The sequence below is a fragment of the Sphingomonas sp. LaA6.9 genome, from assembly GCF_022601895.1.
Classification (GTDB): Bacteria; Pseudomonadota; Alphaproteobacteria; order Sphingomonadales; family Sphingomonadaceae; genus Sphingobium_A.
This window is the reverse complement of the sequence record NZ_JAKVIO010000030.1, coordinates 40,096-54,831: the sequence shown is the minus strand read 5'-3', so window position 1 is coordinate 54,831 and position 14,736 is coordinate 40,096. Positions and strand designations below refer to the sequence as shown.

At 63.6% G+C, this 14,736-nt stretch carries 14 protein-coding genes; 9 read left to right on the top strand and 5 right to left on the bottom strand.

Going from position 1 to position 14,736, the window contains the following annotated elements:
• Positions 1 to 262: 262 nt before the first annotated feature.
• Positions 263 to 2,170 carry a methyl-accepting chemotaxis protein gene (locus MKI88_RS14885; RefSeq protein WP_241632181.1) on the bottom strand — a complete coding sequence of 636 codons (1,908 nt, stop codon included), beginning with the start codon at positions 2,168 to 2,170 and terminating at the stop codon, positions 263 to 265.
• Positions 2,171 to 2,207: 37 nt separating this feature from the next.
• Entirely contained in the window at positions 2,208 to 2,378 is a 171-nt protein-coding gene (locus MKI88_RS14880; protein ID WP_241632180.1) for a hypothetical protein, read from the bottom strand.
• 214 nt (positions 2,379 to 2,592) lie between these two features.
• Here MKI88_RS14880 and MKI88_RS14875 point away from each other — a divergent pair, with 214 nt between their 5' ends.
• Both MKI88_RS14875 and MKI88_RS14870 read left to right on the top strand, forming a co-directional pair.
• A complete protein-coding gene (locus MKI88_RS14875; protein ID WP_241632179.1) occupies positions 2,593 to 4,032 on the top strand; it encodes an alginate export family protein in 1,440 nt (479 codons plus the stop codon).
• 117 nt (positions 4,033 to 4,149) lie between these two features.
• On the top strand, positions 4,150 to 4,530 hold the full coding sequence (locus tag MKI88_RS14870; protein WP_241632178.1) for a hypothetical protein: 381 nt from the start codon (positions 4,150 to 4,152) through the stop codon (positions 4,528 to 4,530).
• On the opposite strand, the gene MKI88_RS14865 is transcribed toward MKI88_RS14870, so the two are convergent.
• The 3 genes from MKI88_RS14865 to flaF all read right to left on the bottom strand — a co-directional run bounded on the left by MKI88_RS14865 (position 4,527) and on the right by flaF (position 8,427).
• Complete coding sequence (locus MKI88_RS14865; RefSeq protein WP_241632177.1) at positions 4,527 to 5,147, bottom strand: response regulator transcription factor; 621 nt, start codon at positions 5,145 to 5,147, stop codon at positions 4,527 to 4,529. The two genes, MKI88_RS14870 and MKI88_RS14865, sit on opposite strands and share 4 nt — an antisense overlap.
• The gene (locus MKI88_RS14860) at positions 5,144 to 7,882 is read right to left on the bottom strand and encodes a PAS domain S-box protein (RefSeq protein WP_241632176.1); all 2,739 of its coding nucleotides are present in this window, start codon (positions 7,880 to 7,882) and stop codon (positions 5,144 to 5,146) included. The genes MKI88_RS14865 and MKI88_RS14860 overlap by 4 nt, the downstream gene beginning before the upstream one ends.
• 185 nt (positions 7,883 to 8,067) lie before the next feature.
• The gene (gene flaF / locus MKI88_RS14855) at positions 8,068 to 8,427 is read right to left on the bottom strand and encodes a flagellar biosynthesis regulator FlaF (RefSeq protein ID WP_241632175.1); all 360 of its coding nucleotides are present in this window, start codon (positions 8,425 to 8,427) and stop codon (positions 8,068 to 8,070) included.
• A 183-nt stretch (positions 8,428 to 8,610) separates the two neighbouring features.
• On the opposite strand from flaF, the gene motA reads away from it, so the two are divergent.
• Genes motA through MKI88_RS14820 form a run of 7 tightly spaced genes read left to right on the top strand, consistent with a single transcriptional unit; the run spans position 8,611 to position 14,728 of the window.
• Positions 8,611 to 9,495: a flagellar motor stator protein MotA gene (motA, locus tag MKI88_RS14850; RefSeq protein ID WP_241632174.1), complete on the top strand. Its 885-nt coding sequence runs from the start codon at positions 8,611 to 8,613 to the stop codon at positions 9,493 to 9,495.
• On the top strand, positions 9,479 to 9,799 hold the full coding sequence (locus MKI88_RS14845; RefSeq protein WP_241632173.1) for an STAS domain-containing protein: 321 nt from the start codon (positions 9,479 to 9,481) through the stop codon (positions 9,797 to 9,799). The genes motA and MKI88_RS14845 overlap by 17 nt, the downstream gene beginning before the upstream one ends.
• Positions 9,796 to 10,161: a response regulator gene (locus tag MKI88_RS14840; RefSeq protein ID WP_119764757.1), complete on the top strand. Its 366-nt coding sequence runs from the start codon at positions 9,796 to 9,798 to the stop codon at positions 10,159 to 10,161. Before MKI88_RS14845 ends, MKI88_RS14840 begins: the two co-directional genes overlap by 4 nt.
• Positions 10,158 to 12,332 carry a chemotaxis protein CheA gene (locus MKI88_RS14835; RefSeq protein ID WP_241632172.1) on the top strand — a complete coding sequence of 725 codons (2,175 nt, stop codon included), beginning with the start codon at positions 10,158 to 10,160 and terminating at the stop codon, positions 12,330 to 12,332. Before MKI88_RS14840 ends, MKI88_RS14835 begins: the two co-directional genes overlap by 4 nt.
• Positions 12,329 to 12,820 carry a chemotaxis protein CheW gene (locus tag MKI88_RS14830; RefSeq protein WP_241632171.1) on the top strand — a complete coding sequence of 164 codons (492 nt, stop codon included), beginning with the start codon at positions 12,329 to 12,331 and terminating at the stop codon, positions 12,818 to 12,820. The genes MKI88_RS14835 and MKI88_RS14830 overlap by 4 nt, the downstream gene beginning before the upstream one ends.
• Positions 12,817 to 13,710 carry a protein-glutamate O-methyltransferase CheR gene (locus MKI88_RS14825; RefSeq protein ID WP_241632170.1) on the top strand — a complete coding sequence of 298 codons (894 nt, stop codon included), beginning with the start codon at positions 12,817 to 12,819 and terminating at the stop codon, positions 13,708 to 13,710. The genes MKI88_RS14830 and MKI88_RS14825 overlap by 4 nt, the downstream gene beginning before the upstream one ends.
• Entirely contained in the window at positions 13,703 to 14,728 is a 1,026-nt protein-coding gene (locus MKI88_RS14820; protein ID WP_241632169.1) for a chemotaxis response regulator protein-glutamate methylesterase, read from the top strand. The genes MKI88_RS14825 and MKI88_RS14820 overlap by 8 nt, the downstream gene beginning before the upstream one ends.
• Positions 14,729 to 14,736 lie beyond the last annotated feature (8 nt).

Sequence of the window (14,736 nt, the reverse complement as noted above, 5' to 3'; positions counted from 1 at the left end):
TCCGCGACGTCACCATAGAACACCTCCTTCATCAGCATGATTAGAAGGTGTTGCGATGACCAGTTGAACCCGCCCGGCGGGTCCGGACGTTCCGTTAACGCCGGAAATTTGCGTCTTCGGTCATCGATGGTGCCCTGATCCGGGATCGCGCACGAAAAGATGGCGCTGTCGAGGGACAAGAAAAAGGCGCCCGGCGGTTGATCCCGCCGGGCGCCTTGTCAGGTCTGTATTTCAGTCCAGGTCGACCTGAAGCGTGAAGGGCTCAGAAGTCCGACCAGTCCTCACTGCTCGCGGCATGGCCGTTTGAAGCACCGTTCGTCTTTGCCATTGCCGAAACGGGCAGCGGCTTGACCGGCGAGACATAGGGATTCGAGGTCGCGCTGACGCCCGTCTTGACGCTGGCCTTGGCCGGGGCTGCGGGCTTGCGCAAGGTCGAGCGGGTTTCATTGCTCACCTTGAACAGAGCGGCCTGCTCGGCGAGCGACGTGACTTCGGTCGTCAGGTTGCGCGCAGCGGCCGAAGTCTCCTCGACCATGGCAGCATTCTGCTGGGTCGACTGGTCCATGGTGCTGATCGCGACGCTGATCTGGCTGATCGCCGACGACTGCGCCTGATTGTCCGCAGCCATGCTGCCGAGCAGCGTGTGGACTTCACCCACGTCGCCCGAAATGTCGGCGAGCGCACCGTCGACCTTCTGTACCGCGCCCACGGCCATCACGATATCGGCCTGGGTGGCGGTCAGCTGTTCGCGGGCGCGCTTGGCCTCTTCTTCCGAACGCATCGCAAGCGCGGAGACGAGGTCGGCGACGACCGCGAACCCGCGGCCCGCATCGCCCGCGCGGCCAGCTTCGACCGCAGCGTTCATCGCGAGAACGCGTGTCTGGAAGGCGATCTTGTCGAGACCTTCGATGACCGAGTCGATGCCCGTCGCGCTTTCGCGTACGCGCTCCATCGCTTGGACCGCCTCGTCGGCGATCGAGCGGCCACCGCTGACGGTGGCGATCGCCTGGTCGGCACGCGCGACGGTGCGACCTGCGGCAACCGCGGTGGCTTTGAGACGATCGTCGATCTGGACCAGCGCGGCGGAGGTTTCCTCGAGGCTTGCAGCATTGCCCTCGGTACGGCGCGCGAGATCTTCCGATGCCTGCGCGATTTCCTGCGAACCCGTGCGGATGCCCGTCGCGCTTTCCGAAACGGCACCGATCATCTCGCGCAGGCGCACGACCGCCTCGTTGAAGTTGGTCTTGAGGCTGGCGACGGCGACGGGGAATTCGGCCTTCACCTCGGTCGTCAGGTCACCCTGCGCCAGTGACGAAAGACTGTCGCCAAGCGTGGTGGTGACAAGCTGCTGCTCCTCGGCGAGCTTGCGATCGGCTTCCTGACGCGCGACGGCGGCGAGGCGGAATTGTTCGACCGCCTGGGCTATTTCCCCGAGCTCGTCGCCGCGATCACGATGCGGCACCACGGCTTCGCGACCCTCGGCAAGCGCGGTCGTCACGCCGGTCAGTTCGCTCAACGGGCGCGAAACGGTGCGGTTGAGCGCGTTCCAGATGAACACGAGAACACCGATCGAAAGCAGCGCCATCACCGACATGAAGATCAGAGCCGAATGCGCGAACGCATCGGCGGTCTCGCCGCCCTTGCGCGCGCGTTCCAGCGCCATTTCGATCAGCTTGTTGGCCTGCTTCAGCGCGGCGTGCGAAGCTTCCTTGCCGTCGGTCTTCAGAAGATCGAGCGTTTCGGCGTCGCGCTGCTGGCGGCTGAGATCGAGGATCCCGGCGTTGACGCTCTGCAGCTTCTCGACATTTTCCTTGAGCGTCGCGACTTCGCCGGCGAAATCTTCTCCCGCAACCTTTTCAAGATTGTCGAGTTCGGCGCCGATGTCCTCGTGGTTCTTCTCGATCCGCTTGTCGAGGCTGCTCGTTTCCTCTGCGCTTACCGCGGTCATGTGCGAATAGACCATGATACGGTATTCGCGCAGATAGCCGAGAATCCTGGCGAGCGAACCGGTGGTCGGCAACCCGCGCGTGATGTGACGAGCGCCAGCGGCGCTGATCTGATTGTTGGAAATGATTGCTGCTGCGCCCAGAGCTGCGACAAGCAGGGCGATCAGTGAAAATGCGACCAGCATCTTTCGAGGCAGTCGCCAGTTCTGGAGAGCATCTTGCATCTCGAATTTCCTTCAGTCTGGAGGGTAGCTTGCCGGGTCAGACGAAATTCTGCGCCCGGAAGGGTTTGGTGGAGGGCAGTGCTGAGCGGGATATGGTGGCAGCAACGCCATTCGAGCGAAGCGTCGGACCCGGTTGCGCCGCATGCGGATCGGCGGACAACCGGTTGGGAACGTACAAAAATACGACGTTCGCAGGCATGGTGGTCATGGCAAGAAATCCTGTGGAGGCGATATCCGGGCTCCGCGCATGCGCTCGCAGCCAGTTCAATTATAGGATGAGGAGAGCGCGGAGCGGCCGATTGCAGATCGGACGACGCGGGCGAGTGTGCTTGAAAGTCAATTTGGTTAGATTTGTGTAAATCGCGCCAGCGAGCACGGGACGTTCCTATAAGGGAAGCTGATCCCCATTGGAGTTTCGTTCAATGCCCTTCGAGACCGGTCCGAATGACCAGCGGCCGACTGAGCGCCGCACACCGTCCTCCACACGCTGGCTACTCTCGGCCGCGCTGTTTCATGCGGCGTTTGTCGCGTTTCCGGCCGGTGTCGCCCATGCCAACACCAATCCACTGCATGAGGCGGTGGGCGCGCCCGAGAACTTGACCCTGACCGCCAGCGTGCGGTCACGCGTCGAGGGCATTGACGGCCAGTTTCGCCCCAATGTGGCCGAGGACGATTTCATGTTCTCGCTCAAGACGACGGTGGTGGCGGAGTATGACGCCGGGCCGGTAAGGGCAGGCGCCGAGCTGTGGGACGCGCGCAGTTATGGTCAGAAGCGCAACTCTTCGGCAGGCACCAACGAAGTCAACGCGATGGAACTCGTGCAAGCCTATCTGGGCGTGGACATCGACGATCTCGGCGGAGGTTCGAAAGCTGTCGCGCGTGCGGGACGCTTCACGCTCGACATCGGTTCGCGCAGGCTCGTTGCGCGTCAGGCATTCCGGAATACGACCAATGCTTATACCGGCGCCTATGTCGACTGGACGGGACGCGGAGGCGACCGGCTGATCCTGCTGTGGTCGATGCCGCAGATTCGTTTGCCCGACGATGCCGACGGCATCCGCGACGACGAGGTGGAGTGGGATCAGGAAACCACCGATCTGCAGCTCTTCGGCGGCAGCTTCACCAAGGCGGGCGTGTTCGGCAAGGGGACGCTGGAAATCTATGGCTATCGCTTGATGGAGCGCGATTCCACGGAACGCCAGACACGCAACCGGAGGCTCTTCACGCCGGGCATGCGGTTGTTTCGCAAGCCCGCAAAGGGAGCGATCGATTTCGATATCGAAGCTGCCTATCAATTTGGTGAAACCCGCGGAAGCACTGCAGTCGGCGACGTCAACGATCTCGATGTCTCTGCCTATCTGGTTCATGCCGAAATCGGAAAGACCTTTGCAGGCCCTCTGAATCCGAGGCTTTCAGTCCATTACGACCTGGCCAGCGGTGACGAAGCCTCGTCGCGCACGTACAACCGTTTCGACACGCTCTTCGGCGCGCGCCGCTTCGATTACGGGCCGACGGGACTCTACGGGCCGATCGGCCGTGCCAACCTCCTGTCGCCCGGCGTTCGGCTCGATGTGAAGCCTGACAAGCGTCTCGACGCGTCGGCCATGTACCGTGCGCTCTGGCTCGATTCAACGACGGACAGCTTCGCATCCACCGGCGTGCGTGACCGTACGGGTGCTTCGGGGCGCTTTGCCGGCCATCAGCTCGAAGCGCGCGTGCGCTACTGGATCGTCCCCGAGCTTCTGCGGATCGATACGGGCGCTGCCTATCTCGCCAAGCGCCGCTTCCTGGACGATGCGCCCAACGCGCCGGACACCGGCGATACGCGCTACGCCTATATGGATCTGACCTTCGAGATCTGAACCTGCTCGACGAGCGTGCCGATCGGCGGAGCCATGGCTTCGCTGGTCGGCACCGCGTGCTTCAGCCTTGATCCGTCCTCGCGCCACTTCTGCCGACCTCCCGGAGTGCCCCGTTTCATGTCCAGCCTTGATGAAGAGATCGTGGTGCTTGCGATCGCTGATCGGGCGCTACGCAGCATGTGGTCGGCGCGGCTGGGTCTTGCGGGTGAAATCCTCGTGATCGTGGATAGATGCGACGAGCCCGCCCTCGATGCAGCGATGCGCAACGCTGCAACGCTGATCACGGACCTCGGCGTACCCTGCACCGGACCGTCAGAGCGAATTGCGGCCGTGCGCCGCCAGGGCTGGTGCAACGGCGTCATCCTGCTGGTTTCCAACCCGCAGACCGATTGCGGCGATCCGCTAGCCGTCATGGTGGCGCGAAATGCGGAGACCAGGGTGGTGGTAGCGCTGCTCAGGGCGTGGCGGTGCGAGCGCACGTTGGGCGCTGCGGTCTAATTCCTTGGAAACCAGCCGCCCGCGAAAGCAATGCCCAGCGCTTCGGAGAGGCTCCGTACCTCGAGCTTGTCCATGACCTTCGCACGATAGATCTCCACCGTGCGCGGACTGATGTCGAGATCATAGGCGATCGCCTTGTTCGAGCGGCCATCGATGAGGCCGCGCAACACGTCGCGCTCGCGCGAGGACAGCAATGCGAGCTTTGCGGCGGCGACCTCGATGCGCGCGGCCTCCTGACTCGAGTGCGCCTGGCGCGAGAAGGCGAGATCTATCGCCTGGATGAGCGCGAGGTGATCGCAAGGCTTTTCGATGAAGTCGATCGCCCCGGCCTTCATCGCAAGCACTGCCAGAGAGACATCGCCCTGGCCGGTCAGGACGATGGCCACGAACCTGGAGCATTCGGGGCCGATGGCCTTGAGCACGTCTATTCCCGACGCGCCGGGCATATGCAGGTCAAGCAACAGGCAGCCGGGTGCCAGTGCATCTGCCGCGGCCAAAAAGGCGTCGCCCGATCGAAAACCGCGAATGGCCATGTCGGGCATGACCGACATCAGGCTCTGGAGCGACGAACGCACGATATCGTCGTCATCGACGATGTAGAGGTTTCTGGTCGTCATCCTGCCATGAGTTCCGTCTGGGCAACGGCGGGGAGGGAGAAGCAAATCACGGCCCCACCGCCGGGCCTGTTTTGCGCCGAGAAGCTGCCGCCATGGGATTCGATGATACGCCGGCAGATCGAAAGCCCCACCCCCATCCCATAGGCCTTGGTCGAAGCGAATGGCTCGAACGGCCGCTCCAGTATGTCGGTCGAAATCCCGGGACCGTTGTCGCTGACGCTCATCATGACCATGCCGTCGGAGATCCCGCGGGAGGCCAGCACGATCTCGGCCGGACCATCGCTTCCGTCGCGCAATGCTTCGAGCGCGTTGCGCACGACATTCACGAGCACCTGTTGCACCTGCACCCGGTCCGCAAGGACCAGCGGGTGCGCGCGATCGAGGTCGTAGCGGATGTTGACCTTCTGATTCTGCGCGCCGGCCAGAACGAGATGGACCGCTTCGCTGGCGATTTCCTCGAGCGGCTCGACGCCGATCTCGACCTCTCCCTTGGCAACGAAATTGCGCACGCGGCGGATGATGTTGCCGGCACGCAGCACTTGCCCGGAAGCCAGTTGCACGAGGTCCCTGACATGCTCGCCCCGGGGAGCGTCTTCTGCGAGGAGCATTTCCGCGGCACCCAGGAAATTGGTGATGGCGGCGAGCGGCTGATTGAGCTCGTGTGCGAGGCCAGCCGCCATTTCGCCCATCGCGCTCAGCCGCGACACATGAAGCAATTGGTCGCGCAACTCGCCAAGTCGCGCCTGCGCCGCCAGTTGCTCGCTGATGTTGCGCACAAAGCCGATGAAAACGCGCACATTTCCGTTGTACGCTTCACCGACCGCGAGTTCGATCGGGATCTCGGCACCGTTACGGTGCAATGCTGTCATCGTTCGGGTGCGGCCAACCAGATAGGGTTCACCGGTCTTCAAGTAGCGTGTCAGCAGTTCGTCATGGTGATTGCGATAGCGTTCGGGCATCAGCAACGTGATATTGTGGCCCAGGACCTCGTGGGCCTTGTATCCGAACAGCGCTTCGGCCGTCGCGCTGAAGGATCGAATATGGCCCTGCTCGTCGATCGTGACCATGGCATCGGGCACCGTCTCGAGGATTGAGCGGAGTTCGGATTCGCGGGCTTGCAGCGTGGCTTCACGCTCTTCGCGCTCGGTGGCGTCGAACATGATGCCGATCATGCGCATCAGCCTGCCCTCGGGGGAATAGACGCAGCGCGCCCATCCTTCGATCGTCCGCGTCCTTGTAGCGCCGGCTTTCGAGCTTAGCCGGAAACTGAAGCGCGGCAATCTGTGCTCAGCCACTTCGCGCTCGCTCGGGACGATCTTGCTGTCGAAATGTTGCCGGACCTGTTCGCGCCAGCGCCTGAATCCAGGCATGGCGGGAGCGGGGCCGAGCAGCCGTTCGGCATCACCGGACAGACGCAGTTGATTGGTGGCCACTTCCCATTCGAAGATTCCGATTTCGAGCGATTCCACCGCAAGCCCAAGACGCGCGTCGCTGGCGCGCAACGCCTCTTCGGCATTTGTTCGTGCGGTTATATCTGTCATCGACAGCACGATGACCGGATCGCTATCCTCGCGCGCCTGCAGAAGCCGTGCTTGTTCGATCACACGCAACTGCGCTCCCCAGCGCGCGAATTCGGTGACTTCTTCCTCCCAAGGCCGGCCTGCATCGAGCGCCCTGACGATCGTTTCCCAACGGCTGGCATCGGCCGCACCCGTCAGCACATGCTTGGGTTGGCCGAGAGCCTCGGCTGCCGCCCAGCCATAAAGTCGCTCACATCCTTCGGACCAGTGCACGACGCGCCCATTCACATCGACAAGGACGACGGGGGCGGAATCGAGTGCGCGGGTCACTTCCCAGCGCGCCACATGTTCGCGCGCCAGTCGCGACCATGCCCAGATCAGGATCGCAGCGGATATGGTGATCTGTGCGCTCGCGCGCAGGATTTCCACCGCGTTTAACGGTATGGCAGTGTTGTTCAATGCCCAAAGCTGGGCAAGCGCGAACACGATGGGGGCCAGCACGCACAGGCCGAAGATGGTGCGTAGCGTACGCCCCTCCAGGCCATGCGTCGAAAGCAGGCCAAGCCACCCAAAATAGCGGCGCCAGCTTATCAGCGCCATCGCAAGCGCTGCAATCGACGCTGCGGTGGGGATGGACATGCTCGCGTGTCGCTCCCACAGGGGAGGCGCATCCAGGCCAAGCGGTATCGAAGCTCCGGCAATGACCGCGACACCCAGCGTAAGGCTTGCGATCAGGACAACCAATTGTCCGTGATGCCGTCGGTTGCCGAGCGAAATGAGCGTGGCCGCTGCGACCATGAGAACTGCGACTGCAGGTATGGTCCCCGGGTGCTTGGGTATCAGCGCGGATTTGCGCGAAACGATGTCGCCGAAAAGGCTTGCGTCGAACCAGGCTGGAACGCCGGTGGCGTGTTCGGCCAGTGCCGCGGCCGCGATGCTCACGGGCGCAAGGAGAATTGCGACGGTCAGCACCCGGCGGCCACGCATCGCCGCAGCCTGAGCCAGTGCAACCAGCGCCAGCGCCGCAGCGGTCAGCGGCTGCATCGGATAGTGATGATTTCCGAATCCCGTGAGCTCGGGCACGCCCAGAAACCAGCCCGCCAGAACCAGCGCGCAGCATCCGAACGCGATCGTCGAGAAAAGGACTGGGGTAGGTCCCGCATCGGGCGCCGCGGATCGGTTTGCGATCTGCCCGACTGCACTGAATGACTGCATTCCGGTTTGCTGACTGCCTCAAAATATGTCGAGGCTTGGTCGCTAGCTGAATGTGGAATGTTGTAAAAGACAGATTTGTACGTCTAGATGACGTCAATTCGTCAGTTTAATGCAACCATCTGTCATTATTTAAAAAATTTTCGACAATAAAGAACAACAAATTACGCGATACCGAGTTTTTGCGATCAGTTCGCAATGTTTTCGCGCGCGAGGCCATCTATCACGGCGCGGTTGACGGCGATCAGATCCTCAATGGAATCCCGCCCCGTGATTACTTCGCTGGTGTAACGTTCGACCCAGAGCGCGAGTGAAATGATCCGCGCGCGCAGTTCCTCGGGCAGCCGGTTCCCAGGCGTTCCGCACATGGCGGAGAAGGTGCTCCAGGCTTCTCGGTTGCGGTGCAGGGCGGGCATCAGCGCAGCGCCGGAAAGGCCTGCATCGCGAGCGTCGATCATCTCGCCGGTGATCTGGTTCATCAACCGATATTCAGTGGCCCTGGGGGTCTCCGCGATAGATTGCGCGCGGCGATAGGCGTTGAGCGACATGGTATCTCCCTGGAATATCCAGAGGCATTTTAGAACGAAGGCGGTGCCGGGGGGCATGTGGCGTCGCATTTTTCGTGCTTCGTCGTCGATTGCGGAAAAAGCGGGGCTGCCGAGCCACCCCCTCGAACTTCATCCTATAATCAGGGGACCGGCCTCGGCCATCCACCTTCACCGGATCTGTTCATGCTCAACGGTATCGGCCTCGTCATTATCCTGGTCTGCGTCTTTGGCAGCTTCTTGCTGTCGGGAGGCAACCTGATGGTCATCGCCCACGCATTGCCGCATGAAATGATGGCGATCGCGGGGGCTGCCATCGGCGCCTTCATTCTGGGTAACTCGCTGCCTACCGCGAAAAAGGCGTGGGCAGGGGTCATCCGTGTTTTCAAGGGGCCGCGCTGGACCGAGGCGGACTATCGCGACCTCCTCGCGCTGATGTTCACGCTGCTGGCGACGTTTCGCAAGGGCGGTGCCACAGCGATCGAAAGCCATCTCGACGCGCCGGAAAACAGCACGATCTTCGGCCGCTACCCACGTCTTCTCGAAGACAAGGGGCTCATCGAGTTCATCTGCGACTATCTGCGGATGATGACGGTCAATTTCGAGGATCCGCATCAGCTTTCGGAGGCCATGGAGAACGACATCGAGCGTCATCATGCCGAAGAGCTGCAGCCCCAGCATTCGCTTCAGGTGATGGCTGACGGCCTGCCGGCGCTAGGCATTGTCGCGGCGGTTCTGGGCGTCATCAAGACGATGAGCTCGATCGACCAGCCGACCGAGATCCTCGGCGCGATGATCGGCGGGGCGCTTGTCGGGACCTTTCTGGGCGTCCTTCTCGCTTACTGCCTGGTTGGCCCGATTGCCTCGAAGTTACACCAGATCATCGATGCCGACTTCAAGCCTTACAATATCGTGAAGACCGCAATTCTGGGGCATGCGCAGAACCTGCCGACGCAGGTGGCGATCGAACTGGCGCGCCGGATGACCCCGTCGACCTATGCGCCTTCCTTCTCGCAGCTCGAGATCGCGCTCGATCAAGCCAAGGACGAAATCTATGCAACACCCGTCTGATATGCCCGGCGATGACCGTTCGCTCAGGCTGCCTGTCCACGGTTCCACCACCACCGCCGAAGACCTCCGCGTCAGGCTCGTGCTCGCAAGCGATCTCGACGGCGAGATGGTGGTCGATGCCAGCGAAGTAGAGAGCGTCGGCCAGGCCGTGCTCCAGCTCCTGATCGCCGCCAAGGCCGAGGCCGACAGCGCCGGACAGAGCTTCGTGATCGCCAATCCCAGTCCCGCCTTTGTCGCACGTGTGGCCGCTTGCCGGCTGGGCGACGCCATCGGCCTCGCAACGGAAGAGGAAACCGTTCAGTGAGCAAGTTAATCCTGACCGTCGATGACTCTGCGAGCATGCGGATGCTGCTCAAGACATCGCTGACCGCGCAGGGCTTTCGGATCGAGAGCGCCAATGACGGCGAGCACGGGCTCGAGCGTATGCACGAGGTGCAGCCCGACCTGCTGATCACCGACATCAACATGCCCAAGATGGATGGCTTCGAGCTCATCGAAGCCGTCCGCGCGGTGCCCACGTTCCGCGGCACACCCATCCTTGTGCTGTCGACCGAGTTCTCGGACGACAAGAAGGCGCGGGCGCGTGAGGCGGGGGCTACGGGCTGGATCACCAAGCCCTTCGACGCCACCAAGCTGGGGGCGGCGATCCGCCGGGTGTGCCCATGAGCACCGGGAACGACGAACTGGACGAAATCCAGGCGATCTTTTTCGAGGAATGCGCCGAAGGTCTCGTCGTCGCCGAGCAGGGTCTGTCGGCAATGGCCGCAGGCGACGTCTCGGCCGATGTGATTGCTGGCGTCTTCCGCGCGGTCCATTCGATCAAGGGCGGTTCGGGCGCGTTCGGCCATGCCGCGCTGCTCGCCTTCTCACACCGCTTCGAGAACGTGCTCGACGAGGTGCGCTCGGGTCATATCGCCGCGAGCGCCGAGGTCACCAAGGTGATGCTTAATGCATTCGACATATTGTCGGATCATGTCGCCGCGGCGCAGGGAACCGCAGCGGTGCCCGCGGACGGCGCCATGCTCGAGCAGCTCGACGCGATCCTGGAGCACAAGGGCGTTCCCGGTGGGGCGACCGCAGAGGCGCCTGCAGTGCCGGTCGCCGCAGCGCCGCCCGCCGTCGATGAAGACGCGTTTGGCTTTGTGCCCGTGGCCGTCGAAGTCGAGGAGTTCGATCCCTTTGGCTTCGAACCCGTGGCCGTCGAGCTCGACGATGTCGCGCCGCAGGAGCCGCTGGGCTGGACGGTACGCTTCGGCCCATCGCGCGCGGCGCTCGCCAATGGCGGCGAACCCATGTTCATCATTCGCGAGCTCGAAGGGCTTGGCGCCGCGATCGTTGCGGTCGACGCCACGACCTTGCCGGGCTTGCGCGATCTCGATCCCGAAGAGGGGTATCTGGTCTGGACGCTCAGCCTGCCCGGCACGATTGCCGAGCAGGACATCCGTGAGTGCTTCGATTTCGTCGCACCCGACTCGATTATAGAGGTCACGCGTGATGCAGCGATGGCGGCGGTAGCGCAGCCTGTGGTCGAGGCGGTGGCGGTCAAGGCCGAGGCCCCGACGCTGACGCTCGTGGCGCCGGCAACCCTCGCGGTGCCGCCCGCAGCTGCGGCCGCGCCTGTCGCCGAGGTTCGCACCGCCGAGCCCGCAGCGCAGACGATCCGCGTCGACCTGTCCAAGCTCGACCAGTTGCTCAACCTTGTCGGCGAGCTGGTGATCCGCGGATCGATCCTGTCGGACCGGCTTTCGCCCGCCGACCAAGAGCGCGTCGAACTGCCCGAACTGTCGCGCCTGACGCGCCAGATCCAGGACAATGTCATGTCGCTGCGTGCGCAGCCGATCAAGCAGGCATTCTCGCGCGTGCCGCGCATGTTGCGCGACCTGATGGCCGAGACCGGCAAGAAGGTTGTGCTGGAGACCAGCGGCGAGATGACCGAGGTCGACAAGGGCGTGATCGAGAAGATCGGCGATCCCTTGACGCACATGATCCGCAACGCGGTCGACCACGGCATCGAGAGTGCCGAGGAACGCATCGCCGCGGGCAAGCCCGCCGAAGGCACGATCCGCCTGTCCGCCGAGCAGAAGGGCGCGCGCATCGTCGTGCGTGTCAGCGACGACGGCCGCGGCATCAACCGTGCCCGGGTGCGCGCCAAGGCGATCGAAAAGGGCATCATCAGCGCTGATGCGCAGCTTTCCGACGAAGAGATCGACGGCCTGATCTGCGCGCCGGGCTTCTCGACCGCGGAGACGATCTCCAACATATCGGGCCGCGGCGTCGGCATGGATGTGGTGCGCAGCAACGTCGAGGCACTGGGCGGGCGTGTCGAGATCCACTCGACGCCGGGCGAGGGGACGACCTTTGTCATGGCCCTGCCGCTGACGCTCGCGATCCTCGACGGCATGATCGTGCGCCTGGGCGACCAGCGCTATGTCGTGCCGCTTGGCAACGTGATCGAGACCGTGCGCCCCGAGCCCGGCCAGGTCAAGCCCACATCGCCCACCGCCGAGGTGATCGAGCTGCGCGGCGCATATCTGCCGATCAAGCGGGTCGACGAGATGTTCGGCTTTGCCGCCAACGATCGCCGCAGCCCCGAGGAATCGGTGGTCATCATAGTCGAAAGCGAGGCCGCCGGCCATGTCGGCCTGATGGTCGACACGATCGACAACCGCCGCGAGGTCGTCATCAAGAGCCTCGAGGACAATCTCCATCCGATCCGCGGGCTCGGCGGCGCGACCATTCTGGGCGACGGCTCCATCGCGCTGATCCTCGACATCGACGCGCTTGTCGCGACCCCGGGCACTCTCACCAAATTCGCTCTGAAAGGAATGGCAGCATGAGCACGACCGAAGAGAATAACGACGAACGCAAGATCGTCACCTTCACGCTTGGCGAGCAGATGTTCGGTATCGACATGCGCTCGCTGATCGAGATCCGCGAATGGGAAGAGCCGACGCCGCTCCCGAGCGTGCCCGCCTTCATCAAGGGCGTCACCAACCTGCGCGGTTCGGTCGTCCCGGTGGTGGGCCTGTCCGAGCGGCTGGGCTGGACGCCGAGTGTGCTTCATTCGCGCTCGTGCATTCTCGTGGTCAGCATCGCGGGGCGCCAGGCGGGCTTCCTGGTCGACGAGGTCGCCGACATCGTCGTCATCAACGGCGGCGACATCCAGCCGGCGCCGGACGTCGAGGTCAACGACGAGAGCGTCATCGCCGGCCTCGTCAAGATCGAGCGTCGCACGACCGATGCGGACAGCACCGAAGCCATGGTGCTGCTGCTCGATCTCGACGCGCTCAGCCTCACCCGCCATCTGACGGATCTCGCCGCGTGAAACACAGCGTCATCCCCGTTGCTGGTGAAGCGCCCGAACCCTCGACGCTCGCCGCAACCGCGGAACTCGGTCTGTCCGAGTTCCGCGCGATCGCCGCGATCATGCAGGAAGAAGCGCGCATCCATCTTGTCGAAAGCAAGATGACGCTGGTTCATTCGCGGCTGTCGCGGAGACTGCGCGAGCATGGGCTGACGCGTTTCGCCGACTATGTCGCGCTGGTGCACAACGACCCGGTCGAGCGCGAGGCGATGGTTGTCGCACTGACGACCAACCACACGCACTTCTTCCGTGAGAACCACCATTTCGACCATCTTCGCGAAAAGCTGCTTCCCGCATTGCAGGGGCGGGCGCGGATCGGCCGGCCGGTCAGAATCTGGTCGGCAGGCTGTTCGAGCGGCGAAGAGGTCTACTCGATCGCGATGTGCCTTGCCGGCGACGCCCAGGCAAGCGCGGGCTGGTTGCGCCAGGGCGATGTGAAGCTGCTCGCGACCGATATCGCGCCGCATGTCGTCGATTCAGTTGCACGCGGCGTATATTCGGCGGCGACGGTCGAGCCGATACCCGCGAGCTATCGCAGCCGCTGGCTGAAGCCCGAGGGCGACGGCTATGCGGTGGCGGAGGAACTTCGGTCGCTGGTGACCGCGCGCGTGCTCAACCTGTTCGATCCCTGGCCGATGCGCCAGAAATACGACGCGATCTTCTGCCGCAATGTGATGATCTATTTCGACGATGTCGCGAAGGCAGAGCTTGAAGCGCGCTTCGTCGACATGCTCGCGCCCGGCGGCTTCCTCTACATCGGTCATTCCGAAAGGCTGATCGGTGCGGCGGCGGGCGTGATGGAACCCGTCGGACAGACAATCTACGTCAAGCCGGGAGCGCGCAATGACTGACCGCACCCGGGTCCTGATCGTCGACGACAGCGCCTCGATGCGCGCGGTGCTCAACCGCATCCTGTCGAGCGATCCCGAGATCGAGGTCGTCGGCATGGCGCCCGAGCCGCACGCCGCGCGTGAGATGATCAAGGATCTCAATCCCGATGTTGTCACGCTCGACGTCGAGATGCCGGGAATGGATGGCCTGTCCTTCCTTGAGAAGATCATGCGGTTGCGCCCGATGCCTGTGATCATGTGCTCGACGCTGACCGCTCGCGGCGCCGAAGTGACGATCGAGGCGCTGCGGCTGGGCGCGGTGGACTGCATCGCCAAGCCGACAGGCAATCCGCTCGAGATCGCGCAGGACGGTGCGCTGTTGCGCAAGATGGTGAAGGCAGCCAAGCGCTCTTCGGTGCGTCGCGGGCCTTCGCAGCTCGCGCCCGTAGCCCCGGCGCAGCCCGGCACGCAGCGCGACGTCGTGATCGCGATCGGAGCATCGACGGGCGGGGTAGAGGCGCTGTTCTCGGTGATCGGCGCGCTGCCGCCCGATTGCCCGCCCGTACTTGTCGTCCAGCACATGCCGGCAGCGTTCACCCGCGGTTTTGCGACGCGGCTCGACCGCGAGGCGCGCGTGACCGTCGTCGAAGCGGCGGCCGGCATGCCGATCCAGCGCGGGACCGTCTATATTGCTCCTGGGGGAGACAACCATATGGAGCTGGTGGGCGGCACGACCGGCCATATCCGCCTGCGCCCGACCGACCCTGTCGGCGGCCATCGCCCATCGGTCGATGTGCTGTTCCATTCGGTCGTGCCGCTCGGTGCGCGCGCCGTGGGCGTGATCCTGACGGGGATGGGCAGCGACGGTGCGGACGGCCTCAGGGCCATGCGCCTCGCGGGCGCCCGGACGCTCGGCCAGAATCAGGCGAGCTGTGTTGTCTATGGAATGCCGCGTGCAGCCTTCGAAATCGGGGCGGTCGAGCGGGAATTGAGTTTGTCGGCAATGCCCGAGGCGATCCTCGCGGCATGTCGGAAGTAATTTTTGGG

Excerpts from the sequence above, each read along its gene's own strand:
- MKI88_RS14885 (WP_241632181.1), bottom strand. The coding sequence starts at position 2,170 with ATGCAAGATGCTCTCCAGAACTGGCGACTGCCTCGAAAGATGCTGGTC.
- MKI88_RS14880 (WP_241632180.1), bottom strand. The coding sequence starts at position 2,378 with ATGACCACCATGCCTGCGAACGTCGTATTTTTGTACGTTCCCAACCGG.
- MKI88_RS14875 (WP_241632179.1), top strand. The coding sequence starts at position 2,593 with ATGCCCTTCGAGACCGGTCCGAATGACCAGCGGCCGACTGAGCGCCGC.
- MKI88_RS14870 (WP_241632178.1), top strand. The coding sequence starts at position 4,150 with ATGTCCAGCCTTGATGAAGAGATCGTGGTGCTTGCGATCGCTGATCGG.
- MKI88_RS14865 (WP_241632177.1), bottom strand. The coding sequence starts at position 5,147 with ATGACGACCAGAAACCTCTACATCGTCGATGACGACGATATCGTGCGT.
- MKI88_RS14860 (WP_241632176.1), bottom strand. The coding sequence starts at position 7,882 with ATGCAGTCATTCAGTGCAGTCGGGCAGATCGCAAACCGATCCGCGGCG.
- flaF (WP_241632175.1), bottom strand. The coding sequence starts at position 8,427 with ATGTCGCTCAACGCCTATCGCCGCGCGCAATCTATCGCGGAGACCCCC.
- motA (WP_241632174.1), top strand. The coding sequence starts at position 8,611 with ATGCTCAACGGTATCGGCCTCGTCATTATCCTGGTCTGCGTCTTTGGC.
- MKI88_RS14845 (WP_241632173.1), top strand. The coding sequence starts at position 9,479 with ATGCAACACCCGTCTGATATGCCCGGCGATGACCGTTCGCTCAGGCTG.
- MKI88_RS14835 (WP_241632172.1), top strand. The coding sequence starts at position 10,158 with ATGAGCACCGGGAACGACGAACTGGACGAAATCCAGGCGATCTTTTTC.
- MKI88_RS14830 (WP_241632171.1), top strand. The coding sequence starts at position 12,329 with ATGAGCACGACCGAAGAGAATAACGACGAACGCAAGATCGTCACCTTC.
- MKI88_RS14820 (WP_241632169.1), top strand. The coding sequence starts at position 13,703 with ATGACTGACCGCACCCGGGTCCTGATCGTCGACGACAGCGCCTCGATG.